This window comes from Pantoea sp. ANP04 (assembly GCF_041982285.1).
GTDB lineage: Bacteria > Pseudomonadota > Gammaproteobacteria > Enterobacterales > Enterobacteriaceae > Pantoea > Pantoea eucalypti.
Map to the genome: position 1 here is coordinate 460,727 of NZ_JAUTYS010000001.1, position 24,557 is coordinate 485,283.

The window sequence follows — 24,557 nt, forward strand, 5'->3', positions numbered from 1 at the left end:
TCACGTACAATTATGCTCATTCCGACCGGCACCAGCGTCGGCCTGACCAGCGTCAGCCTCGGCGTTATTCGCGCCATGGAGCGCAAAGGCGTCCGTCTCAGCGTCTTCAAGCCAATTGCTCAGCCGCGTAGCGGCGGCGATACGCCGGATCAAACCACCACGATTATCCGTAAGAACTCCTCGATTCCTGCCGCTGAACCGCTGCAGATGTCACGTGTGGAATCTCTGCTGGGATCGAACCAGCAGGATGTGCTGATGGAAGAGATCATCTCCCGTTACCATGCCAACACGCAGGATGCGGAAGTGGTTCTGGTTGAAGGGCTTGTGCCGACCCGTAAACATCAGTTTGCCAACGCGCTGAACTACGAAATCGCCAAAACCCTGAACGCAGAAATTGTCTTCGTGATGGCGCTGGGCAATGACTCGCCAGCACAGTTGAAAGAGCGCATTGAACTGACTCAAAGCAGCTTCGGCGGTCAGAAGAACAAAAATATCACGGGCGTAATTATCAACAAACTCAACGCGCCGGTGGATGATCAGGGGCGTACCCGTCCTGACCTGTCAGAGATCTTTGATGACTCCTCAAAAGCGAGCATCGCCAACATCGATCCAAAGCAGCTGTTCTCAGACAGCCCGCTGCCGGTGCTGGGCTGCGTGCCGTGGAGCTTTGATCTGATTGCTACCCGCGCGATCGATATGTGCCGCCACCTGGATGCGCGTATCATCAATGAAGGTGAAATTCAGACCCGCCGGGTCAAATCCGTCACCTTCTGTGCGCGCAGTATCCCGCACATGCTGGAGCATTTCCGTCCTGGCTCACTGCTGGTGACTTCCGCAGACCGCCCTGATGTGCTGGTCGCCGCCTGTCTGGCCGCGATGAACGGCATTGAAATTGGTGCAATTCTGCTGACCGGTAACTATGAGATTGACGATCGCATCGCCCGTCTCTGCGACCGGGCTTTCCAGACCGGCCTGCCGGTGTTTATGGTGAAAACCAACACCTGGCAGACCTCCCTGAGCCTGCAGAGCTTTAATCTTGAAGTGCCTGCTGACGATACCCAGCGCATTGAGAAAGTGCAGGAATATGTGGCCAGCTACATTAATGCCGAGTGGATTGAGTCACTGACCGCCACCTCTGAGCGCAGCCGTCGCCTGTCACCTCCAGCCTTCCGCTACCAGCTGACTGAGCTCGCGCGTAAAGCGGGTAAACGCGTCGTGCTGCCAGAGGGTGATGAGCCGCGTACGGTTAAAGCGGCCTCTATCTGTGCTGAGCGCGGTATCGCCACCTGCGTCCTGTTAGGCAATCCGGATGAGATTCAGCGTGTCGCTGCGGCTCAGGGTGTCGTACTGGGCAAAGGTGTCGAAATTGTTGACCCGGAACAGGTACGTGAAAACTACGTGCCACGTCTGGTTGAGCTGCGTAAGAGCAAAGGCATGACCGAAGTAGTCGCTCAGGAGCAGCTGGAAGATAACGTGGTTCTCGGCACCATGATGCTGGAGAGCGGTGAAGTGGATGGTCTGGTTTCAGGCGCGGTTCACACCACCGCCAACACCATTCGTCCGCCACTGCAGTTGATCAAAACCGCGCCGAACAGCTCGCTGGTTTCATCCGTGTTCTTTATGCTGCTGCCGGAGCAGGTGCTGGTCTACGGTGACTGCGCCATTAACCCGGATCCCACCGCTGAGCAGCTGGCTGAGATTGCTATCCAGTCAGCGGATTCTGCCAGCGCCTTTGGTATCGATCCGCGTGTGGCGATGATCTCCTACTCTACCGGCACGTCAGGTGCAGGTAGCGATGTTGAGAAAGTGCGTGAAGCAACGCGCATTGCGCAGGAGAAACGTCCTGATCTGGTCATCGATGGTCCGCTGCAGTATGACGCCGCGATCATGGAAGATGTGGCGAAATCGAAAGCGCCAAATTCACAGGTTGCAGGTCGCGCTACCGTGTTTATCTTCCCGGATCTCAACACCGGTAACACCACCTACAAAGCGGTACAGCGTTCAGCCGATCTGATCTCAATCGGACCGATGCTGCAGGGTATGCGTAAGCCGGTCAACGATCTGTCGCGCGGTGCGCTGGTTGACGACATCGTCTATACCATCGCCCTGACGGCTATTCAGTCACAGCAGGCTGAAGGTTAAGCGTCTGGTAACAACGAAAAAGGCATGCCACGAGGCATGCCTTTTTTTTCGCCGGTAACCGGGCAGTGCACGTTAATGCGCGTCGGTCACTGGTATGAATGCGCCCGTTTTCAGGCCCGGTTATCACCGTTGCGGCTCATCCACAGAGAGAGCGCTTTCAGCGAATCGTCGGTAAATTCATCACAGCGTGCGGTGATCTCATCGGGCGTCATCCAGATAATCTCATCGACTTCCGATTCCTGCATGGCGAAAGGGCCATGTGACACACAACTGAACAGACCGCCCCAGACACGGCAATGCTGATCTTCGAAGTAGAATTTGCCATGCTCAGCAAACGGCACGGCGGCAATCCCTAACTCCTCTTCCGCTTCACGTCGCGCAGATTCCAGCATATCTTCACCGCTCTGCACCACGCCGCCTGCGGTTGCGTCCAGTTTGCCCGGCATAAAATCTTTTATCTCGGTGCGACGCTGTACCAGAATCTTACCCATACCGTCATGAACCACGATATAAGTGGCGCGGTGACGCAGGCACTGAGCACGCATCTGCGCGCGTGTCGCCTGAGCAACGACTTCATTCTCTTCGTTTACGATATCGACCCACTCAATGCCGTCACCCGCAGTTTGATCCACCATCCGTAACCCTTTCCTGTTTGGCGTACAGTTGCGTACGCAGTTTGCCACGTCGTTATTTTTATGTGGCGTAAGGTAATCACTTACGCCAGCATGAGCAAGCCCCGGCTGTTACCGATTTTTACCACTTTCTGCTAACCACAGCTGTACCGAGGCGCGTTGCCACTGAAACTCAGCATATTGCTGTAAGCGTGCAGGCAGAGGATCGCCATGCAGTACCAGCCGGTTAAGCATCACCGCCAGATCGGTATCTGCAATTGACCACTCGCCAAACAGGTTCTGCTGTCCGTCTGGCAGCAGACGTTCGACAGCCGTAACGAGTTTATCCACCGCCTGCTGCGCTGACGCGGTCAGCGGCGCAAAGCGTTCACCGGCAAACAGCACCTCTGTCGGACGCTCCTGACGAATCCACAGGAAGTCACTGCGCAGCCAGGCCTGAATCTCTCTCGCGCGCGCGCGCTTTTCGCGGTCGCGAGGATAGAGACGTTCAAACTCGGGTGCCGGAAAACGCTCTTCAAGATATTCGGTTATCGCCGAGGATTCGCTTAACAGAAAGTCATCAATCTGCAGGGTCGGAACCCGGCAGGTCAGCGACAACTCACGGTATGCCGCTGCGTATTGCTGATTCTGCGACAAATCGACGCGTTTCAGGTGGAACGGAATCCCTTTTTCGTTAAGGGCAACGTAGGCCGACATGGCGTAAGGACTGAAAAATGATGAATCTGACCACAGGGTGATGGGCGGATAATTCATCGGTTACCTCAATTGGCTGTCAGGATTGCATCATGTTTACCGATTTTTTTTTGCGAAGGCAACGCTGAGCTGATCCGATCTCTTCCTTCAGAAGAAGAAACCGCGACGCGACTCACTATAGAGTGGCTCCACTCTTCTATGCTGAAAGGTGCAAATAACAAAAACATCAAGGGAGCCGCAACATGCACATTCTTATTACCGGTGGCACGGGACTGATTGGCCGTCACCTGATTCCACGTCTGCAGCAGTTGGGCCATCAGATCAGCGTGGTAACGCGCGACGTGGTCAGCGCGCGTGAAAAACTGGGCGAGAACGTCGCACTCTGGTCAGGACTAGCGCAACAGTCGACACTGGATGACATCGATGCGGTGATTAATCTGGCGGGCGAACCGATCGCTGACAAACGCTGGACGGAGCCACACAAGCAGCAGCTCTGTGAAAGTCGCTGGCAGATAACCGAGCAGATCGCCTCACTGATCAACGCCAGCACCACGCCACCCGCCGTATTGATCTCAGGTTCGGCAACCGGCTTTTATGGCAATACCGGCGATCTGGTGCTGACCGAAGAGGATCAGGGACAGGATGAGTTCACGCATCAGCTCTGCGCCCGCTGGGAACAGCTGGCGCTCACGGCGGAAAGCGAACGCACCCGCGTTTGTCTGCTGCGAACTGGCGTGGTACTGGCGCCCGAGGGCGGCGCACTCAGCAAAATGAAGTTGCCGTTTAAGCTCGGCATCGGCGGGCCAATCGGCAGTGGTAAACAGTACATGCCGTGGATCCATATTGATGACATGCTCAACGCCATTATCTGGCTGCTGGACCATGATGACCTGAGAGGGCCGTTCAACATGGTCGCACCTTACGCGGTGCGTAATGAGCAGTTTGCCGCCACGCTGGGTCGGGTTATGCATCGTCCGGCCTTTATGCGTACGCCTGCCAGCGCCATTAAGCTGATGATGGGCGAATCGTCGGTTCTGGTGCTGGGAGGACAACATGTGCTGCCAAAGCGGCTGGAGGCGTCAGGTTTTGGCTTCCGCTGGTACGATCTGCAGGAGGCATTGCAGGATGTAGTGAAGCATTAACCAGAAGCCCGCGCCCGGCCAGGCGCGGGCTCAGGCTTACTTCAGCGATCCCTTGAGGAACTGCTGTAAACGTGGACTTTTCGGGTTGCCAAACACCTCCGCAGGCGGCCCCTGCTCTTCAATTTTGCCCTGGTGCAGGAAAATCACATGGCTGGAGACGTGACGGGCAAATTCCATCTCATGCGTGACGACCACCATGGTTTTACCCTCCTCCGCCAGCTTCTGCATAATGCGCAGCACTTCGCCCACCAGTTCAGGATCCAGCGCCGACGTCGGCTCATCAAACAGCAACACTTCCGGCTCCATCGCCAGCGCGCGCGCAATCGACACACGCTGCTGCTGACCACCCGAGAGATGCACAGGATACTTCGCCTGCGCCCGCGCATCAATGCCGACTTTATCGAGATAGCGGATGGCGCGCTCACGCGCTTCCGCTTTACTCAGCCCCAGCACCTGAATCGGCGCTTCCATCACGTTTTCCAGCACTGTCATGTGACTCCAGAGATTAAAGTGCTGGAACACCATGGTGAGGCTGGTGCGCAACGCGCGCAGTTGCTCTTTGTCAGCCACTTTAAGCTGACCATCTTTATCCCGGACTAAGGTGATCTGCTGGTTGTTCACCATGATGCTGCCTTCACTCGGTTTTTCGAGGAAGTTGATGCAGCGTAAAAAGGTACTTTTCCCTGAACCGGACGATCCAATGATACTGATCACATCGCCCGCTTTAGCAGTTAACGAGACCCCTTTCAGCACTTCATGTTCACCGTAACGCTTATGCAATTCGGTGACGCTTAATTTATTGTCAGCCATAGTTCTACTCAATGCGATGAAGAGGGTTTCACGTGGGCCAGCCAGCGGCGTTCCGCCAGGCGGAACAGGCTGATCAACACGTAAGAGATAATCAGGTATAACACAGCCGCAATGCCAAAGGCGGTAAACGGCTGATAGGTCGCCGAGTTAATATCCCGCGCGATTTTCAGCAGATCCGGCACCGTGGCGGTGAAAGCCAGCGCCGTGGAGTGCAGCATCAGAATCACTTCGTTACTGTAGGCCGGCAGTGCCGTCCGCAGCGCCGAGGGCAGGATAATGCAGCGATAGAGTTTAAAGGTGGAGAAGCCATACGCCCGCGCCGCCTCAATCTCGCCGTGGGGCACCGAGCGAATGGCACCGGCAAAGATCTCTGTGGTGTAAGCACAGGTATTCAGGGTGAAGGCGAGTAACGTACAGTTCAGGCCACTGCGGAAAAATGCGTTCAGCAGTTCAGTGCCTTTCACAATCTCCAGCGTGTACATGCCGGAGTAGAATACCAGCAGCTGTACATAGAGCGGCGTGCCGCGAAACACGTAGGTAAAGAGCCAGACCGGAAAACTGATAAACCGGTTAGGCGAAACCCGCGCTATCGCCAGCAGGATGGCCAGACAGCCACCAACGGTCACCGAAAGGATCAGCAGCCAAAGGGTGATAGCCACACCGGTAAAACGATAACCGTCGGTCCAGAGCAGCGATTTCCAGTATTCCTGAATAATCTCAATCATAACTCGCCCTCTTCACACCGACCGTATAGCGACGGTTCAGCCACCACAGCACGCCATTCGACAGCGTGGTGAACACCAGATAAATCACACCCGCTACAATAGCGAAGTAGAACGGCTGCCAGGTACTTTTCCCCGCCAGTTGCGTTGCCTTCACGACATCTTCCAGCCCCAGCAGCGAGACCAGCGCGGTGGCTTTCAGAATCACCTGCCAGTTGTTGCCGATGCCCGGCAACGCATAGCGCATCATGGCCGGAAACAGAATGCGGCGGAACACCTGCGCGCTGGTAAAACCAAATGCAGTAGCCGCCTCTATCTGTCCCTGAGGCACAGCCATAAAAGCACCCCGGAAGGTTTCGGTGAAGTAGGCACCATAGATAAAGCCGAGCGTGATGATACCGGCCACCATCGGGTCGATATCAAACTGCGCCATACCCAGCGCATCGGTTACCTGGTTGAGGACAATCTGCAGACCGTAGAAGATCAGCAGCATCAGTACGAGGTCAGGCACGCCACGAATCAGCGTGGTGTAGCCTTCAAAAATCATCGCCAGCGGCCGGCTGCGCGACAGTTTCGCGCCTGCGCCAATCAGGCCCAGCAGCACGGCCAGTACGACAGAGGTGAGTGCCAGCTCCAGCGTCACCAGCGTGCCCCGAAGAATTACATCAGAATAGCCATACAGCATCGAAAGGTCCTGTCGTGGGGTGTAAACGAAACGCTGCCCGCAAGCGAGACGGGCAGTTTAGCTTTACCTCTCCGTTTCAGACGCTTTCCGTCATCACTGGGCCAGGTCCGGTTTCTGCCTCGGGCAGAACCGGCTCAGTCCCGGCAGAACGGAAACAGAAGGTAAAGCGACAGGATGGTTAGTCGCCGTACACATTGAAATCGAAGTATTTCTTCGCAATCTTGTCGTAGGTGCCATCTTTACGCATGTCAGCAAAGGCTTTGTCGATGGCGGCTTTCAGTTCGCTGTCATCTTTACGCAGTCCCATACCGGTGCCGACGCCAAAGATCTTGTCATCTTTGACGGCCGGACCGGCAAACGCGTAGTTTTTACCGACTGGCTGCTTCAGAAAACCTTCGCTGGCCTGCACTTCATCCTGGAAGGCCGCATCAATACGACCGGCATTCAGATCCTGATAAACCAGATCCTGATTAGCATAAGGGGTGACGTTAACCCCTTTAGGCCGCCAGTTCTGATTGGCATAGGTTTCCTGGGTTGTGCCCTGCAGCAGACCGATATTTTTGCCTTTCAGCGACTCAATGGTCGGTTGAATTTTCGATCCTTTCGGTGCGACTAAACGCGCATTAGCAGCGTAAAGCTTATCCGAGAAGGCGATCTCTTCCTGACGTTTTGCTGTGATGGAAAGTGAGGAGATGATGGCATCAATTTTTTTCGCTTTCAGCGACGGGATCAGCGCATCGAAGTCGCTTTCAACGTAGGTGCATTGGGTATGAATACGTTTACAGATTTCGTTAGCGAGGTCGATATCGAAGCCCACTAACTTGCCTTGCGCGTCTTTCGACTCAAACGGTGGGTAAGTTGGATCTGTGCCGATACGGATTGAACCCGGCACTGCCGCGAATACGCTGGCAGCACTGGATAAGCCCAGCATCAGGGAAAGAGCCAGAACACGCTTTTTCATAGATTACCCTCAAGTGAAGTGCTTTTTGTTATGTGGTTTGTGATGTGTTTGCGCAAATTAATTTGCATGTTTCATGCCAGTTCTGCAAGTTTTCCACGCAGTTAGCGTGATGTCAGACAGGCGAAAACGCTGTGTTTGTAGGGGGAATATAGCAGTGAAGTAAAAGAGAAAAAGCGACGTTGTTAACTTTTGGTGCATCAAATGCACGAAGAGTGATCCGAGGCGCGCTTATGCACTAAATAAGTGCGCCAGCGGAACTTTATGCACCCTGCCAGCGCGCGAAGAGATCTTCCGGTAATTCGATATCGAATTGATCAATAACCCGGTTGACGGTCTGGTCAATCAGCTGATCGATGGTTTCAGGCCGATGATAAAAAGCCGGCACTGGTGGCATTATTATGGCGCCCAGCTCGGCGGCGGTGGTCATCATGCGCAGGTGTCCAACGTGCAATGGCGTTTCACGTACGCACAATACCAGCTTACGCTGCTCTTTTAATATGACGTCAGCCGCACGGGTCAGCAGGGAGTCAGTGTAACTGTGGACGATGCCTGAAAGCGTTTTCATTGAGCAGGGTAAAATCGCCATGCCCAGGGTTTTAAACGACCCCGACGAGATATTTGCTGCAATATCGCGCACGTCATGCACCACATCGGCCAGCGCCTGCACGTCACGCAGCGAATAGTCGCTCTCCAGCCCCAGCGTCTGACGCGCCGCCTGGCTCATGACCAGATGCGTTTCTACTTCTTCCACCTGCTGCAACACCTGCAGCATGCGCACGCCATAGATCACCCCGCTTGCGCCGGAGATGCCAATGATGAGTCGTTTCATATTCCAACCTTATGTCAGCCAATGCACCATCATACGCGGCCAGCAGGTTTCTGAAAACAAACAGGGCGGGATTGCTCCCGCCCTGCTTTATGTTGACCACCCGCTGAGCATATCAGCCCTCGTTGTGCAGCTCGAGGTTTTCGACTTCGTTCTGGCGTTGAAGCGCTTTGGCGTCATCGTTGCGCAGCGATTCCAGATACTCCAGATACTGCTGATCGACATCTTTCGTCACGTAGATACCGTTGAACACCGAGCATTCAAACTGGGCGATGTCCGGGTTCTCTTCACGCACCGCTTCAATCAAATCGTCCAGGTCCTGGAAAATCAGCGCATCGGCTTTAATCAGCTGGCGAATCTCTTCCACTTCGCGGCCATGCGCAATCAGTTCCGTGGCGCTCGGCATATCAATGCCGTAGACGTTCGGGAAACGAATTTCCGGTGCAGCAGACGCCAGATAAACGCGTTTAGCGCCGGCTTCACGCGCCATCTCAATGATCTGCTCTGAGGTGGTGCCGCGCACGATAGAGTCATCCACCAGCAGGACATTTTTATCACGGAATTCGGCACGGTTAGCGTTGAGCTTGCGGCGAACCGCGCTGCGACGTAACTGCTGGCCCGGCATGATAAAAGTACGGCCAACGTAACGGTTTTTCACGAAGCCCTGACGATAAGGCTTGTCGAGAATACGGGCAATTTCCAGCGCAATATCGGTAGAGGTTTCCGGAATAGGAATCACCACGTCGATATCCAGATCTTCCCACTCGCGGGCAATTTTCTCGCCCAGCTTGGTGCCCATGCGGACACGGGCGCTGTAGACGGAGATTTTATCCAGGAAAGAGTCCGGACGGGCAAAATAGACATATTCGAACAGGCACGGATTGCTTTTCGGGTTTTCAGCACACTGGCGGGTAGAGAGCTGGCCCGCTTCAGTGACATAGACGGCTTCACCCGGTGCGACGTCACGGATGAACTCAAAGCCCAGCGTATCCAGCGCGACGCTCTCGGAGGCGACCATGTATTCGGTGCGACCATCAGCGATAACGCGCTTGCCCAGCACCAGCGGACGGATGCCATTAGGGTCACGGAAAGCAACCATGCCGTGGCCGATAATCATCGAGACAACCGCGTAGGCGCCACGCACCTGCTGATGTACGGCAGCCACCGCGGCAAAAATGTTGTCGGCTTCCAGCGGATCATTTTGAAAACGATCTAACTCCTGCGCAAAGATATTCAGCAGGATTTCAGAATCTGAGGTGGTATTAACGTGACGGCGGCCCTTTTCAAACAGGTGCTTGCGCAGCACGTGGGCGTTGGTCAGGTTACCGTTATGCGCCAGGGTGATGCCGTATGGGGAGTTTACATAGAATGGCTGCGCTTCAGAGGCACTGGAGCTTCCCGCAGTGGGATAACGCGCGTGGCCAATCCCCATATTGCCCTGCAGACGCTGCATGTGGCGTGCTTCGAAAACGTCGCTGACCAGGCCATTTGCCTTTCGCAGGCGAAAACATTTCAGCGCATCAATCGTACAAATGCCTGCGGCATCCTGCCCGCGGTGCTGGAGCACCGTTAACGCGTCATAGATCGACTGGTTGACCGGCATGAAACCGGTGATACCGACAATACCGCACATGTTGTCATTTCCTCATTTAGCCGCACTCCCGGTCACATCACCGGGGTAAAAAACTCGACGTGCTTTTCAGGTAATCAAAAAACCACCTGATGATATAACTGAACTCGGGAATGAGTTGAGACTGTTGCCAGTCTGGACTTTTAGAAAAGCCAGTGAATGTATCAAGGAAGAACAGCAAAGCGGCTACGATCAGCACACCACGCAACGCCCCGAAACAGACGCCCAACACCCGGTCGGTTCCCGACAGGCCGGTTTTCTCCACCAGCGTGCCGATAACATAGTTCACAATGGCCCCTACAATCAGGGTAGCCACAAACAGCACACCAATGGCGATACCGTTACGAACCAGTTCGTCGTCAAAACCTGTAAACCAGACTGCAAGGTAGGCGTAGTAATGACTGGCGACAAAAAACGCGCATCCCCAGGTAACAAGAGATAAGGCTTCCCGGACAAACCCACGGACGAGGCTGACCAGAGCCGAAAAACCAACTACCGCAATAATGACGTAATCAATCCAGATCATGAACTCTTCCAGCGCCAGTGCAATTGCACCCCTGCATCCAGTTCGGGGCGCATTCTAACAGAAAAAGAAAACGTTTGCGTAGCGGTTTTCTTTTTCTGCATCCATAAAAAAGGCGATGAAAAAAAACGCAATCGCCTGGGTGATTCTCAGCCGGAAAGGCCGTTGAAAATATTCACTATTTCAGGCGTACCGCGCGACCTGAGCACGCTGTACGCCGGGAAAAAGACGCTGCCTGTTACTGCTATCGGCAGCGCCAATCGCCGGTTTAGCGGGCGCTGTACGGTTTCACAACACCGCCCAACCCTGAGATGCTTTTCAGCTCGCCAACGGCACTCTGCATTTTGGCTTTCGAGGCATCCGGCCCGACGTAAATGCGGGTAATCTGACCCTGAACGGGCGTTGAAGGCACAGTAAAGGCGCGATAGCCCGACAGCCGCAACTGCGCGACAATCTCATTCACTTTGCTGGCGTTTTTCAGCGCACCTAACTGCACCACATAAGCCTGCCCTGCCGGTGCGGTCGTCTCTGCTGCTTTTGGCGCCGCTTCCTGCTTCGGCTGTTCGACCGCTTTAGGCGGTTCTTCCGGCTTCGGCTTCGTCTGCTCCACCGCTTTAGGCTTCTGCTGTTCGACCGGTTTCTGCTTAGGCTGCTCAGTGACTTTAGTTTTCTGCTGCTCTGCCACTTTCGGTTTGGTCACCGTCTGTGCAGGCACAGACTGATGAACCGGCGGCGGCGAAACCACAGTCGGTTCGGTATCATCATCCGGCTCGGCACGCCCCTGCTCTGCCGTGACGCTGCTTTTGCTATTACCATTACTGCTGTTGACCGCATTGCCCGCGCCTTCAGGTGGCTGGGATGGCAGCGACTGGGTAACCGGTGGCACCATTTCACTGTCCTGCTGATCGTCAGGTTTCGGCACCAGCGGAATGGCGGCGAACTCTTCTTTGTAATGCTTTTTCTGACCATCCAGCAGCCCTGGCAGCACAATCACGCCAACGGCGACCAGAATAACGGTGCCGACTAAACGGTTTTGAAACTTACTTGCCACGTCCTTTCTCCGTTTCAATCGATTCCATGACCTGCGCAACGGTGTGGAATGAACCACAGACCAGCACAGTGTCCTGCGGCGCTGCCCGCTGGCGTGCCTGCTGCCAGGCGAGCTCAATCGAGCTAAAGGCTTCGCCCTGCGAGAGGCAATCCAGCAGTTGCTCAGCACTGGCGCCGCGCGGACCGTCAAGCGGTGCGCAGTACCAGGCATCGACCATGGGTGCCAGCACCGTCAGCGTACCGGCAATATCTTTATCATGCAGCATGCCCACGACGGCATGCACTTTGCCGCGTTTCGGCAGCGTCGCCAGCTGTGACGCCAGATACGACGCTGCATGCGGATTATGGGCGACATCCAGAATCACGCGCGGTGATTCACTAATCGTCTGAAAACGCCCTGGCAGCATCGCCAGCGGCAGGCTGGCGCGAATCTGCGTCTCACTGACCTCAAGTCCAGATACACGCAGCGCCACCAGCGCGGTCGCCGCGTTAGGTAACGGCACCTGGGGCAGTGGCAGATCGTTCAGCTCCCCCAGCGCATCATGCAGCGACCAGCTTTCGGCCTGTGCATGCCATGACCAGTCACGGTTGCGCTGTAACAGCTCAGCGCCTTTTTCCTGCGCGACCACCGCGATGCTGTGTGGCATATCGGGTTCACCGACGACTGCCGGTTTCCCCGCCCGGAACACACCCGCTTTCTCACGCCCGATGCTTTCGCGATCCGGCCCAAGCCAGTCAGTATGATCCAGTGCAATGCTGGTGACTACGGCGACATCGGCATCCACGATGTTGGTGGCATCCAGCCGTCCGCCGAGGCCGACTTCGAGAATCACCACATCCAGCTGCGCCTGGCGGAACAGATTGAGCGCAGAGAGCGTGCCAAATTCGAAATAGGTCAGGGAGATATCCGCACGTCCGGCTTCAATCTCCGCAAAGCTGGCGCAGTGCTGCGCTTCACTCAGCTCCTCTCCCTGGACCCGAACACGCTCGGTGTAGCGCACCAGATGTGGCGAGCTGTAGACGCCAACGCGGTAGCCCGCGGCAATCAGCAGCGTTTCCAGGGTCCGACAGGTCGTGCCTTTGCCATTAGTGCCGGCTACGGTAAAGACAAAGGGAGCGGGTTTCAGCAGGTCGAGACGAAGTGCTACCTGACGAATACGGTCCAGACCCAGTTCGATGGCCTGGGTATGCAGGTGCTCAAGATAATAAAGCCACGTGGCCAAAGGCGACGTGGCTTGAGGAAGGTGAAGATTGTCCATATGTCCCGTTTTGCTTATTTATACCTGGCAGACTGGTGCTGCGGTATACGGTGCATTGGTAAGAGGTGCTTTGGACGCACCTCTCTATCTCCTGTCAGGCCTCGTTGCTTTCCGATTCAGTCGTCGCAGGAGCGGACTGTTCACCGTCATGCAGCGGTGCCGGCAGGTTCATCATTTTTGCCAGCAGGCTTGCCAGTTTGTAACGCATTTCCGGACGACGAATGATCATATCGATCGCGCCCTTCTCAATCAGGAACTCACTGCGCTGGAAGCCTGGCGGCAGTTTTTCGCGCACGGTCTGTTCGATCACGCGTGGACCGGCAAAGCCGATCAGCGCTTTAGGTTCCGCGATATTGAGGTCACCCAGCATCGCAAAACTGGCCGAAACGCCACCCATCGTCGGGTCAGTCAGCACAGAAATATATGGCAGACCGCGCTCGCGCATTTTGGCCAGTGCCGCACTGGTTTTCGCCATCTGCATCAGCGACTGCAGCGCTTCCTGCATACGGGCACCACCACTGGCGGAGAAGCAGATCAGCGGACAGTTATCTTCTAACGCCTGCTCAACCGCACGCACAAAGCGCGCACCAACCACAGAACCCATTGAACCGCCCATAAAGGCAAATTCAAAGGCTGCCGCAACAACCGGCATGCCGTGCAGCTGACCTTTCATGACAACCAGCGCATCTTTCTCGCCGGTGTCTTTCTGGGCCGCTACCAGACGGTCTTTATACTTTTTGGAGTCACGGAACTTGAGCAGATCTTTAGGTTCAAGTTCACTGCCCAGCTCAACCATAGTGCCCTGATCGAGGACACTGCCGAGACGCTCACGGGCATGCATACGCATGTGATGGTCACACTTCGGGCAGACCTCAAGATTACGCTCCAGCTCGGCGCGGTAGAGAACCTGACCACAGCTGTCACACTTGGTCCAGACCCCTTCCGGGATACTGGCTTTGCGCACAGGCGTTCCGGTGCTTTTATTAAGAATGCGTTCAATCCAGCTCATTGATGACCTTTCTGTTTAAAACTGACCTGGTCCAGTCGTCTTGATACTGCTGAAAACCGCTTCAGCAGACGGTAAATGTCGCTCATTAAACCACAACCTGTTCAGACTGTGGATAAAAATCTGGTCTTACCCCTGAGCGAAGCCTTATGGCAGCTTCTGCTGCTTAGCCTGACGGCGATGACGCCAGACTTCAATCACACCCGGCAGAATCGACACCAGGATAATGCCGACAATCAGCAGCTTCAGGTTTTCCTGCACCACCGGCAGATCGCCAAACAGGTAGCCGGCGTAGGAGAACAGCAGCACCCATAGCAGCGCACCCGTCACGTTGAACAGTGCGAAGTGGCGATAGGACATATGGCCCATACCCGCAACAAACGGCGCGAACGTCCGGACGATGGGCACAAAGCGCGCAAGGATAATGGTTTTTCCGCCATGACGGGCATAAAACGCATGGGTTTTATCCAGATGGCTGCGACGGAAAATCTTCGAGTTCGGGTTACTGAACAACCGTTCGCCAAACAGGCGGCCAATGGTGTAGTTCACCGCATCGCCCAGAACCGCCGCCACCACTAACAATGCCACCATAATGTGCACATTGAGATCGTTACCTGGCAGCGCGGCCAGTGCGCCCGCCACAAACAGCAGCGAATCACCCGGCAGGAATGGCGTGACCACCAGTCCGGTTTCGCAGAACAAAATCAGGAACAAAATAGCGTAAATCCAGATACCGTACTGTGCAACCAGTTCAGCAAGATGCACATCGATGTGCAGAATAAAATCGACCAGAAAATGGATAAACTCCATAGCGCGCCCTTTTAAGTCCTGAAAGTAAATTAATCCGCGAGGAACAACGGTCCCATCGACGGTTGTGGTAACGCAAAGTGGGATGGGTAATCCACCGCCACCAGATACAATCCCTCTGCCCGGGCTGTGGCTGCCGCCAGTGTCCGATCTTTCGCTGCCAGCAGCGTGGCCATCCATGACTCAGGCTTATTGCCGCAGCCTATCTCCATCAGACTGCCCACGATATTGCGCACCATGTGATGGACAAAAGCGTTGGCTTTGATATCCACAATCACGTAAGGGCCCTGACGCGTGACGTTAAGATGAATCACGTTGCGCCACGGGGTACGCGACTGGCACTGCACGGCGCGAAATGAGGTGAAATCATTTTCGCCTAACAAACATTGCCCGGCGCGCTGCATCTTCTCCGCATCCAGAGGATGGTAGAAGTGCGTGACGCCCTGCGCCAGCACCGCCGGACGCAGACGCTGATTGTAGATCAGGTAGCGATAGCGTCGGGCCGTAGCGCTGAAGCGGGCATGAAACTCATCCGGCACCGCTTTCACCCAGCGCACCGCAATATCCGGCGGCAGATTAGCGTTGACGCCCAGCGTCCAGGCACCATCAGGTCGTTGTGATGTCGTCTCGAAATGGACCACCTGCCCCGTTCCGTGCACGCCGGCATCGGTGCGGCCCGCGCAAAAAATGCTGACCGGGTGATCCGCGACCTTCGACAGCGCGCGCTCTACCTTCTCCTGCACGCTGCGGACTTCATTCTGACGTTGCCAGCCGTAGTAACGACTGCCGTCATACTCGATGCCGAGCGCCAGTTTTTGCGTCTGACCATCGGACATGGTTACAGATACTCCTGAACCAGTTTCTCGGCAGTTTTCACCGCCATCAGCGCGCCGCCAAAACGAATATTGTCCGCCACTGACCAGAACTGCAGTAACTCCGGAATACCGTAGTCGTTACGTACCGCGCCGATACTCAGTTCGCCGTTGCCTGAGGCATCCGTAACCGGCGTTGGCACTTCATCCTCTTCGCTCAGACGAATATCTGACGCCAGCGCCAGCTCGGCACGCGCTTCTTCCGCAGAGAGCGGGCGCAGGTTTTCGATATGCACAATCTGCGCATTACCGTAGAACACCGGTGCCTGTACGCTGCTGACCGCAATCGGTAAGCCTTCGTCCTGTAATACCTTACGTACCTGATCAATCAGGCGACGTTCACTTTCCACGCTGCCTTCTGCATCGGCCTGTTGGGGCATCAGGTTAAACGCCAGCTGACGACCAAAATGGTGTTCATCGGCTGGAATACCATTCAGCAGGCGGGCACTTTCCCCGGCCAGCGCATCCACCGCCACTTTGCCGTAGCTGGAGACCGAGATCAGGTTCGTCACCTGTAAACGGCTCAGTCCGGCTGCATCCACCAGCGGTTTAATTGCGGTCAGCAGCTGGCTCACCAGATTATCTGCCACGCTGATGATGTTGCGATTACGATAATCAGCCAGCACCTGCGGGTTCACATCCGGCACCACCAGCGGCACATCAGGTTCCAGCGCAAACAGCTCGCTGCTGTCGATCACCAGACAACCGGCGTTTGCCGCTTCATCGGCAAAGCGCGCCGAAGCGTCACGTCCCGCCACGAAAAAGGCCAGCTGCGCCTGTGACCAGTCGAATGTCTCTGCATTGTCGACCCGCACCGAGCGGCCCTCGTAACGCTTGATTTCGCCTGCGCTGTTTTCGCTGGCCAGCAAATATAATTCACCAACCGGGAACTGGCGTTCCGCCAGCAGTTCCAGTACAGCGTTCCCTACTGCGCCTGTCGCGCCAAGTAGCGCAATATTCCAGCCGTCAGACATGTTGGTTTACTCCAGACAATGACATAAAAACAGAAGGCGGTGATATTCACCGCCCAGGGATTCAGATTTATCCCCATCGTCTTTCAGGTTGCATCTTTGCTGGCTGCGTTCACTCAACCGAATCACTTACCTGAGTAAGCTCATCGGGACTCGTGCTCTTGCCGCCGCAATGCAACCCGAAATCCATGGGGTATCTCCCCCGGAAACCACCGTCATGCAGCCATGCCAGCAGTACGCATCGTTTCCGTACACTGACTGATTCAGTGCGGAAACCGCGCCGGGGCGACTGACCTGCAGCGCCCGTTATTTCGGGGAGATGATTGCGTTAAAGCCCAGCTGGTTTAGCTTCTCAGCCGTTGTGGCGTCATCACAGTTCACCTGCAGCGACGACCATTCGCGGCGCTCCAGATACTGCTTGCGCAGGCGATCAAATTCGCCCGGTTTGGCCGCCACTTTACGCAGGGGGGCATCATCGCGGCGCACATCATACACCAGATGCGCCAGGCGTTTCAGCGTTGGCTGATCCAGCGGGCCATTCAGGGTGATTTCACTGAACTCCGGCACCGGCAGTAAAGTGCTGAGCGGCACCTGCTGCGGCTGACCAATAAAATCGCACCAGGCTTCAAATACCTGCGTGGTGCCGCGTGCTTTACCTTCCAGGGTGTAGCCCGCGATGTGCGGCGTGGCGATATCAACCTTATCCAGTAACGCCAGTGAGAGATCCGGCTCCGGCTCCCAGACATCCAGTACAACGCTGAGATCCGGCCGCATTTTCAGCACTTCCAGCAGCGCGCCATTGTCCACCACCGGACCACGACAGGCATTGATCAGAATGGTGTTGGGCTTCAGCGCCATCAGCAGCGCCGCATCCGCCAGATGCCAGCTTTTATAGGGACCGTCTTTAAACAGCGGGGTGTGGAAAGTCAGAATATCAGCCTGTGCGGTGACGGCGTCCAGCGACAGGAAATCGCCCTCGTCACCCCGATCGGCGCGTGGTGGATCGCACAGCAGGGTTTTGATGCCCCAGGCCTCCAGACGCTTTTGCAGACGCCCGCCAACGTTACCGACACCGACGATGCCGACCGTGCGGTCACGCAGCTCAAAGCCGTCACGCTCCGCCAGCAGCAGCAGCGCAGAGAAAACATATTCCACCACGGCAATGGCGTTACAACCCGGAGCGGCAGAGAACGCAATGCCCGCCTGCTGCAGCCAGTTCTCGTCGATATGATCGGTGCCCGCCGTGGCGGTTCCGACAAACTTTACCGGCTTTCCTGCCAGCAGTGACTCATTCACCTGGGTGACTGAGCGCACCATCAGACCATCGGCATCGGCCAGTTCTGCCACCGGCAGCGGACGTCCCGGCACCGCGACAACATCGCCGGTACGGCTGAATAACTCACGGGCGTAGGGCATATTTTCATCGACCAGAATTTTCACTACGGCTTTCCTGTCAGTTGCATAGAGGGGAGTGATTCTGGCACAAAGCGACGCGTTAGCCTAACCGTGCGCGATAGCGATCGGGCGTGATTTCCGCCGGCTGCCTGAAAATGACAATCAGCGCCGGGGCGGAACGGTATTCCAGCGCAAGGGCGAGACGCTGCACACGTTCCCCTGCTCCGGCAGCACGATGGCGCGCAGAAAACGCAGCCGCTGTCGTGACCCGCCCGATGTCATATGACGCGGGGAGTGACTGGTCACTTTCAGGATCACTCTGTCCCATCAATCACTTATTTTTCCGATATTAATGATCTGAATAAATCCGGACACGCGTACAATGCGCCTCATTAATTATACATATAGAGAGTCAGCATGTTTTTCCTCTATCCGCTCTTTGCGGTAATAATCTGGTCAATCAACTCCATTGTCAGCAAGCTCTCAGCCAGTGCGATCGATCCCGCGGCGATCTCTTTCTATCGCTGGCTGCTGGCGCTACTGGTGCTGACGCCCTTTGTGCTGCCGGGCGTGTGGCGGGCGCGTGTGGCTATCAAGCCGCATCTCTGGCGGCTGGCTATGCTTGGACTGCTCGGGATGGTGCTCTATCAGAGCCTCGCGTACTACGCGGCACACAGTGTCAGCGCACTCTTTATGGGCATTATTGGCGCACTCATTCCGCTGCTCACCGTGCTGCTGAGCGTCGTGATCCTCCGCATTGCGCCGACGCTCGGTATCCTGCTCGGCAGTATCATCTCATTCATCGGTCTGGTATGGCTGGTCAGTGAAGGCAATGTGATGCAATTGCTGAATTATGGCCTGGGCAAAGGCGAACTGCTGATGCTGGCCGCTTCCGCCGCCTATGCACTCTATGGCGTGTTGACACGGCGCTGGGCGCTGCCGCTGCCTATCTGGCAAAGCCTGTATGTGCAGATTTTATTTGGTGTCGTGCTGCTGTTGCCTGGTTTTCTGCTGGCACCTGAGGTGGCGCTTAACCGGCATAATCTGCCGCTGGTGGCATTTGCCGGTCTGTTTGCGTCGATCATTGCGCCGTTCCTGTGGATCCATGGCGTGCAGCGTCTGGGGGCCAGCACCACCAGCATCTTTATGAATCTGATTCCGGTATTTACCGCGGTGATTGCGGTGATATTCCTGCATGAACAGCTGCACAGTTACCACTGGATTGGCGGCGGTCTGACGCTGGGCGGTGTGATCCTGGCCCAGCGACTGCGTACGCCGTTAATCCGGCGTAAAGCGGTCAGCCTGCCACCGAGGTAAACAAGACGGTTACCCGCAGCCCGCCAAGCTGCGGGCTGCGGTCCAGCTGCATTGTGGCACCATGCCAGGCACAGATATCCTGGACCAGCGCAAGACCAATACCCGCACCGGGCTGCATGCCGACATTATCCAGCCGCTGAAAAGGCTGCAGTGCTTTGGCCTGACTGGCATCCTCAATGCCCGGACCACTATCCTCAATTTCCAGTTTTCCAGGTGTCACGCGCGCCGTCACCACGCCATTGTGCGGGGTGTATTTAATAGCGTTATCAAGCAGGTTGGCGCACAGCTCGCCCAGCAGAACACCATCCCCCACCACCTTATGACACTCTTCACCCTCATAACCGAGGTCAAGCTGCCGGGTTCGCGCCGCCGGATAACGGCTAAAACAGGCTTCACGCACAATGGCGGCCAGATCGACACGTGCCATTGGCTTATCTTCACCATGCCGCGCTTTAATGCGGGCCAGCTGTAGCAGCCGGTCGGTAAGTAAAATGGTCTCATCCAGCGTGTGGCGCATCCCAAGCAGGCTCTCCTGCCACTGCTCAGGACGATCGCTGTTGAGTGCCACGCTGACCTGAGTTTTGAGGATGGTCAGCGGGGTGCGAAGCTGGTGAGCCGCGTCGGCGCTGAAGCGATCCTGACGCGCCAGCAGCCCGCGCAGGCGCTCCAGGTAACGGTTAAATGCGATGATCAGCGGCTGAAGCTCTGACCAGGGTAATGACGGCAGTGGCGTTAACTCTCCCCCATCCCGCTGCAGGACAATGCGTGACAGTCGGCGTAGCGGTCGCAGCACCCGACGCAGCATCAGACTGGCCAGCAGTAGCGTCATCAGAACCAGCCCGCTCTGACTGATCAGCGCAGTGCGCATCAACCGGCTGGCGAACTCCTGACGAGAATTAATGGTTTCAGCCACCAGGACCAGTGCCATGCCTTCAACACCCGCCTCACTGACCGGTTGCCAGAGTGCCGCAACGCGAATGCGATGCTGGTGATAGCGACCATCATAGAAGTGCACCAGCGCCGGATAAGCGATCGACATTTCACTGGCTGGCGGAATCGGCGGCAGATCGTCGTAACCGGAGAGGGTTTTTCCCTGCGGGGAAATGACCTGATAAAACAGCTGATCATTCATATTGCGTTCAAAACTGTCGAGCACCACCCAGGGAACATCGACTTCCAGATGCTGCTGTCGTACCACCAGACGTTCTGCCACGGTTCGGGCCGAAGCCAGCAGCGAGCGGTCATAGGCCTGGTTGGCTGCCGCCAGCCCACTCTGATAATGGGTATAGACTGACAGGGCCCACAGCAACAGCAGTGGCAGGCCCAGCCACGCCAGCAGCTCGCCGCGCAGAGAGTGAATCAGCCGCACGGCAAGGTTTCCAGGCTGTAGCCGAGTCCGCGCAGCGTCACAATCGCTACATCACTGCCCGCCAGTTTTTTACGCACCCGATGCACATACAGCTCAATGCTCTCCGGACTGGCCTCATCAGCCAGAGTAAAGGTCTGTTCATAGAGATGCTGACGGGAAACGGGCCGGCCATGACGCTGCATCAGGGTAGTAAGAATACTGGATTCGCGCGGCGTTAATGCCAGCGGCTTTTCAGCCAGCAGAAAATAGCCCTCCCCATCCAGCACCAGTTGCCCCAGTGACTGACTTTGCGCGGACTGGCTTTGACTGCGCCGCAACAGCGCGCGCAATCGCGCTTCCAGTTCATCCAGTTCAAACGGCTTGGTCAGATAATCATCCGCCCCCAGATTCAGGCCGCGCACCCGGTCATCCAGTGCACTGCGCGCCGTTAACAGCAACACCGGCACACCCTGTCCACGCCGCCGTAACCGCGTCAGCACCTCCAGACCATCAATACGCGGCAGGGAAACATCCAGCACGACCAGCGCATAGGCTTCACATTGCAACGCGTGATCGGCGGCAACCCCATCTGCAACCCAGTCAACGGCGAAGCCCTTTTGCGTCAGCGCCTTCTGCAGCCAGCGTGCCAGTTCAACGGTATCTTCTACCAGTAAGAGACGCATATCACATCCTGTCATTAAATCCGGGCAGTGAAAGGTAAATGAAAGGTAACTGTTTTAACAATTCAGTAACGCCAATATTACGGCTGTAATCACACTCTGGAAGAATGAATGGAGCGCACGATGAAAAAAATAATCCATACCGCCCTTACCTCTGCCCTGCTGGCTCTGCTGGTACCGGCTGCCAATGCCGCTGACGGCCCTGGCCGTACCGAATGTATTGCACCAGCCAAACCGGGCGGCGGGTTTGATCTTACCTGCAAGCTGTTGCAGGTCTCGCTGCAGGAAACCAAACAGATTGAAACCCCGATGCGCGTGACCTATATGCCTGGCGGCGTGGGTGCGGTGGCCTATAACGCCATTATTGCCCAGCGTCCGGCTGAAGCGGGCACGGTGGTCGCCTTTTCTGGCGGATCGCTGCTGAACCTGTCACAGGGCAAATTTGGTCGCTATTCGGTTGACGATGTGAAGTGGCTGGCCGCCGTGGGAACGGACTACGGTATGGTCGCCGTCCGCGAAGACGCGCCATGGAAAACCCTGGGCGAACTGATGGCGGCAATGAAAGAAGACCCGACCAAAGTGGTGGTCGGTGCCGGCGCATCAATCGGCAGTCAGGACTGGATGAAAACGGCGTTGCTGGCGCGCGAAGCGGGCATCGATCCCCGCAAAATGCGCTATGTCGCCTTTGAAGGCGGTGGTGAGCCGGTAACGGCGCTGCTCGGCAATCATATTCAGGTGGTTTCCGGCGACATGAGTGAGATGGTGCCACATCTGCAGGGCGGCAAAATGCGGGTACTGGCGGTGATGTCCGATCAACGTCTTCCTGGCCAGCTGGCTGAGGTCCCTACCGCCAAAGAACAGGGTTTTAACATGGTCTGGCCCGTCATTCGTGGCTACTACCTCGGCCCAAAAGTCAGCGATGCTGATTATCAGTGGTGGGAGCAGGCATTTAAAAAGATGGTGGATACCCCGGAGTTTAAAAAACAACGCGATATGCGTGGCCTGTTTGAATTCAACATGTTCGGGCAGGAACTTGATAGCTACGTGAAAACGCAGGTCGCGGATTATCGTGAAAAGGCGAAATCATTTGGTCTGGCCAAATAAGCGGAGCGAATCATGAGCGATCGTATTTTTGCGGGCCTGTGGCTGGCCCTGTGCCTCGGCGGCATGGTAATAGCCTGGCAAATTCAGAGTGAATACAGCTACGAACCGGTGGGACCACGACCGTTCCCAATGGCGATCCTTGGCCTGATGGCAATCTGTGCCGTGCTGATGCTGTTTCGTAAACCGGACACCATTCACTGGCCAGCCCACAGCACACTGAAACGTCTGGTGGCGCTGGCGGCAATGATGATGCTCTATGGCTGGCTGTTTGAAACGCTGGGCTTTGCCATCAGCACAACGCTGCTGACGTTTGGCATCGGCTTGCTGTTTGGTGCGCGCTGGTGGGCAGCCGCACTGTCCGGCGTGGTAATGGGCTCCACACTTTTTTATGCCTTTGACCGTCTGCTGGAAGTGACCCTTCCGGTCGGCAGCTGGCTGAGTTAAGGAGAGTATCATGGATACCTGGTCCTTTTTAATGCAGGGCTTTGCCGTCGCCATGACGCCAGAGAACCTGCTGATTGCCCTGATTGGCTGTTTTATCGGTACCATCGTCGGCCTGCTGCCGGGTCTGGGGCCGATCAACGGCGTGGCGATCCTGATGCCGCTGGCCTTTGCCCTGCACTTACCGGCGGAATCGGCGCTGATCCTGCTGGCAACGGTCTATATCGGCTGTGAATATGGCGGACGCATCTCCTCCATCCTGCTTAACGTGCCCGGTGATGCTGGCGCGATTATGACCGCGCTGGATGGTTATCCGATGGCGCAAAAGGGCAAAGCAGGCGTTGCCCTGTCCATCTCAGCCGTGAGTTCATTCATCGGTTCAACCATCGCGATTATCGGCATTATTCTGTTCGCGCCCCTGCTGGCCAGCTGGTCGCTGGCATTTGGCCCGGCGGAATATTTTGCGCTGATGGTGTTCGCTATCGCCTGCCTTGGCAGCATGATGAGTCACAATCCCCTGAAGTCGTTCCTTGCGGCATTAATAGGGCTCAGCATGGCTACGGTGGGCGTGGATGCCAATACCGGCGTGTACCGCTTTACCTTTGACAGCGTTCACCTTTCCGATGGCATTCAGTTTGTGGTGGTGGTGATTGGTCTGTTCTCAGTCAGCGAAATTCTGCTGATGCTGGAGTCCACCAGTACCGGGCAGAAAGCGGTTCGTGCCAGCGGTCGCATGATGTTCAACATGAAAGAAGCCTCTATGGCAACCGGCGCAACGCTGCGCTCCTCGTTTATCGGTTTCTTTGTGGGTGTGTTACCTGGCGCAGGCGCCACCATCGCCAGTGCTATTGCCTACATGACTGAGAAAAAGATCAGCGGCAGCGATCAGTTCGGTAAAGGCGATATTCGTGGTGTGGCAGCACCGGAAGCGGCAAACAATGCTTCTGCCTGTGGATCCTTTATTCCGATGCTGACACTGGGTATTCCCGGCTCAGGGACAACAGCGGTGATGGTCGGCGCATTAACGCTCTACAACATCACACCAGGACCGGCGATGTTTGTTGAGCAGCCAGATATTGTCTGGGGCTTGATTGCTGCCCTGCTGATTGGCAACGTAATGCTGTTGATCATGAATATCCCGATGATCAACGTCTTCGCCCGCATGCTAACCATTCCATTGTGGTTTCTGGTGCCAGCCATTGCCGCTATTTCTGCCGTGGGCGTCTACGCGGTGCACAGCACCACCTTTGACCTGTTGCTGATGGTGGGATTGGGTATCTTTGGTTATATCCTGCGTAAAATGGATTTTCCGATGTCGCCGTTGATTCTGGGATTTGTGCTGGGTGAGATGCTGGAGCAGAACCTCCGTCGCGCCCTGTCGATCAGCAACGGCAACATGGTCATTCTGTGGGAAAGTCTGATCTGTAAAATCCTGCTGGTTCTGGCAATTGCGGTTCTGCTGGTGCCGCCAATCTGGAAACGCTGGCGTCGTCACCAACTGAAGCGCACCGAAGCGTAATTCTCCTGCCGAAACGCGCATG

Annotated in this window: 25 protein-coding genes; 6 read left to right on the top strand and 19 right to left on the bottom strand. The window is 56.1% G+C overall.

Annotated elements, in window-relative coordinates; all coding sequences use genetic code 11:
- Positions 1-12 precede the first annotated feature (12 nt).
- Positions 13-2,142, top strand: a complete 2,130-nt coding sequence (gene pta / locus Q7C21_RS01925; RefSeq protein WP_033743374.1) for a phosphate acetyltransferase — start codon at positions 13-15, stop codon at positions 2,140-2,142.
- 110 nt (positions 2,143-2,252) lie between these two features.
- Here the strand turns inward: pta and yfcD are convergent, their stop codons facing one another.
- Both yfcD and yfcF read right to left on the bottom strand, forming a co-directional pair.
- Entirely contained in the window at positions 2,253-2,777 is a 525-nt protein-coding gene (yfcD, locus tag Q7C21_RS01930; protein WP_003854255.1) for an NUDIX hydrolase YfcD, read from the bottom strand.
- A gap of 108 nt (positions 2,778-2,885) precedes the next feature.
- Positions 2,886-3,527, bottom strand: coding sequence for a glutathione transferase (gene yfcF / locus Q7C21_RS01935; RefSeq protein ID WP_008926475.1), 642 nt, complete (start codon positions 3,525-3,527; stop codon positions 2,886-2,888).
- Between the two features lie 182 nt (positions 3,528-3,709).
- Between yfcF and Q7C21_RS01940 the strand changes: the two genes are divergently transcribed.
- On the top strand, positions 3,710-4,609 hold the full coding sequence (locus Q7C21_RS01940) for a TIGR01777 family oxidoreductase (RefSeq protein WP_003854257.1): 900 nt from the start codon (positions 3,710-3,712) through the stop codon (positions 4,607-4,609).
- Positions 4,610-4,645: 36 nt separating this feature from the next.
- On the opposite strand, the gene hisP is transcribed toward Q7C21_RS01940, so the two are convergent.
- From hisP to Q7C21_RS02015, 15 genes are all read right to left on the bottom strand, one after another.
- Complete coding sequence (gene hisP / locus Q7C21_RS01945) at positions 4,646-5,419, bottom strand: histidine ABC transporter ATP-binding protein HisP (RefSeq protein ID WP_003854258.1); 774 nt, start codon at positions 5,417-5,419, stop codon at positions 4,646-4,648.
- Between the two features lie 8 nt (positions 5,420-5,427).
- Complete coding sequence (locus Q7C21_RS01950; RefSeq protein ID WP_003854259.1) at positions 5,428-6,144, bottom strand: ABC transporter permease; 717 nt, start codon at positions 6,142-6,144, stop codon at positions 5,428-5,430.
- Entirely contained in the window at positions 6,137-6,826 is a 690-nt protein-coding gene (locus Q7C21_RS01955; RefSeq protein ID WP_003854260.1) for a histidine ABC transporter permease HisQ, read from the bottom strand. Before Q7C21_RS01955 ends, Q7C21_RS01950 begins: the two co-directional genes overlap by 8 nt.
- A 178-nt stretch (positions 6,827-7,004) precedes the next feature.
- Complete coding sequence (argT, locus tag Q7C21_RS01960) at positions 7,005-7,787, bottom strand: lysine/arginine/ornithine ABC transporter substrate-binding protein ArgT (protein ID WP_003854262.1); 783 nt, start codon at positions 7,785-7,787, stop codon at positions 7,005-7,007.
- 259 nt (positions 7,788-8,046) lie between these two features.
- Positions 8,047-8,616, bottom strand: a complete 570-nt coding sequence (locus Q7C21_RS01965) for a UbiX family flavin prenyltransferase (RefSeq protein WP_008926477.1) — start codon at positions 8,614-8,616, stop codon at positions 8,047-8,049.
- A 112-nt stretch (positions 8,617-8,728) separates the two neighbouring features.
- On the bottom strand, positions 8,729-10,246 hold the full coding sequence (gene purF / locus Q7C21_RS01970; RefSeq protein ID WP_003854264.1) for an amidophosphoribosyltransferase: 1,518 nt from the start codon (positions 10,244-10,246) through the stop codon (positions 8,729-8,731).
- A gap of 37 nt (positions 10,247-10,283) precedes the next feature.
- Positions 10,284-10,769: a colicin V production protein gene (gene cvpA / locus Q7C21_RS01975; RefSeq protein WP_003854265.1), complete on the bottom strand. Its 486-nt coding sequence runs from the start codon at positions 10,767-10,769 to the stop codon at positions 10,284-10,286.
- A 265-nt stretch (positions 10,770-11,034) separates the two neighbouring features.
- Complete coding sequence (gene dedD / locus Q7C21_RS01980; RefSeq protein ID WP_003854266.1) at positions 11,035-11,817, bottom strand: cell division protein DedD; 783 nt, start codon at positions 11,815-11,817, stop codon at positions 11,035-11,037.
- Positions 11,807-13,075: a bifunctional tetrahydrofolate synthase/dihydrofolate synthase gene (folC, locus tag Q7C21_RS01985; protein WP_375150314.1), complete on the bottom strand. Its 1,269-nt coding sequence runs from the start codon at positions 13,073-13,075 to the stop codon at positions 11,807-11,809. Before folC ends, dedD begins: the two co-directional genes overlap by 11 nt.
- 94 nt (positions 13,076-13,169) lie before the next feature.
- Positions 13,170-14,084, bottom strand: coding sequence for an acetyl-CoA carboxylase, carboxyltransferase subunit beta (gene accD / locus Q7C21_RS01990; protein ID WP_031590594.1), 915 nt, complete (start codon positions 14,082-14,084; stop codon positions 13,170-13,172).
- Positions 14,085-14,228: 144 nt separating this feature from the next.
- Positions 14,229-14,891, bottom strand: coding sequence for a DedA family protein (locus tag Q7C21_RS01995; RefSeq protein WP_008926480.1), 663 nt, complete (start codon positions 14,889-14,891; stop codon positions 14,229-14,231).
- Positions 14,892-14,920: 29 nt separating this feature from the next.
- Positions 14,921-15,724, bottom strand: a complete 804-nt coding sequence (gene truA / locus Q7C21_RS02000) for a tRNA pseudouridine(38-40) synthase TruA (RefSeq protein ID WP_008926481.1) — start codon at positions 15,722-15,724, stop codon at positions 14,921-14,923.
- A 2-nt stretch (positions 15,725-15,726) separates the two neighbouring features.
- On the bottom strand, positions 15,727-16,734 hold the full coding sequence (locus tag Q7C21_RS02005; RefSeq protein WP_003854270.1) for an aspartate-semialdehyde dehydrogenase: 1,008 nt from the start codon (positions 16,732-16,734) through the stop codon (positions 15,727-15,729).
- Between the two features lie 303 nt (positions 16,735-17,037).
- The gene (gene pdxB / locus Q7C21_RS02010; RefSeq protein WP_140916282.1) at positions 17,038-18,171 is read right to left on the bottom strand and encodes a 4-phosphoerythronate dehydrogenase PdxB; all 1,134 of its coding nucleotides are present in this window, start codon (positions 18,169-18,171) and stop codon (positions 17,038-17,040) included.
- Between the two features lie 55 nt (positions 18,172-18,226).
- Positions 18,227-18,454 carry a hypothetical protein gene (locus Q7C21_RS02015; RefSeq protein ID WP_003854272.1) on the bottom strand — a complete coding sequence of 76 codons (228 nt, stop codon included), beginning with the start codon at positions 18,452-18,454 and terminating at the stop codon, positions 18,227-18,229.
- An 89-nt stretch (positions 18,455-18,543) separates the two neighbouring features.
- Here Q7C21_RS02015 and Q7C21_RS02020 point away from each other — a divergent pair, with 89 nt between their 5' ends.
- The gene (locus Q7C21_RS02020) at positions 18,544-19,443 is read left to right on the top strand and encodes a DMT family transporter (RefSeq protein ID WP_140916283.1); all 900 of its coding nucleotides are present in this window, start codon (positions 18,544-18,546) and stop codon (positions 19,441-19,443) included.
- Here the strand turns inward: Q7C21_RS02020 and Q7C21_RS02025 are convergent.
- Together Q7C21_RS02025 and tctD are read right to left on the bottom strand one after the other, a co-directional pair.
- Positions 19,424-20,812: a sensor histidine kinase gene (locus Q7C21_RS02025; RefSeq protein WP_283543961.1), complete on the bottom strand. Its 1,389-nt coding sequence runs from the start codon at positions 20,810-20,812 to the stop codon at positions 19,424-19,426. The two genes, Q7C21_RS02020 and Q7C21_RS02025, sit on opposite strands and share 20 nt — an antisense overlap.
- Entirely contained in the window at positions 20,803-21,474 is a 672-nt protein-coding gene (gene tctD, locus Q7C21_RS02030; RefSeq protein WP_003854275.1) for a transcriptional regulator TctD, read from the bottom strand. Before tctD ends, Q7C21_RS02025 begins: the two co-directional genes overlap by 10 nt.
- A gap of 120 nt (positions 21,475-21,594) precedes the next feature.
- Here tctD and Q7C21_RS02035 point away from each other — a divergent pair, with 120 nt between their 5' ends.
- From Q7C21_RS02035 to Q7C21_RS02045, 3 genes are read left to right on the top strand one after another with little or no spacing between them, the layout of a single operon-like run.
- A complete protein-coding gene (locus Q7C21_RS02035) occupies positions 21,595-22,575 on the top strand; it encodes a tripartite tricarboxylate transporter substrate binding protein (protein ID WP_140916285.1) in 981 nt (326 codons plus the stop codon).
- 12 nt (positions 22,576-22,587) lie between these two features.
- Entirely contained in the window at positions 22,588-23,019 is a 432-nt protein-coding gene (locus tag Q7C21_RS02040) for a tripartite tricarboxylate transporter TctB family protein (RefSeq protein WP_003854277.1), read from the top strand.
- 10 nt (positions 23,020-23,029) lie between these two features.
- Positions 23,030-24,535: a tripartite tricarboxylate transporter permease gene (locus Q7C21_RS02045; protein WP_375150315.1), complete on the top strand. Its 1,506-nt coding sequence runs from the start codon at positions 23,030-23,032 to the stop codon at positions 24,533-24,535.
- Positions 24,536-24,557: the final 22 nt, after the last annotated feature.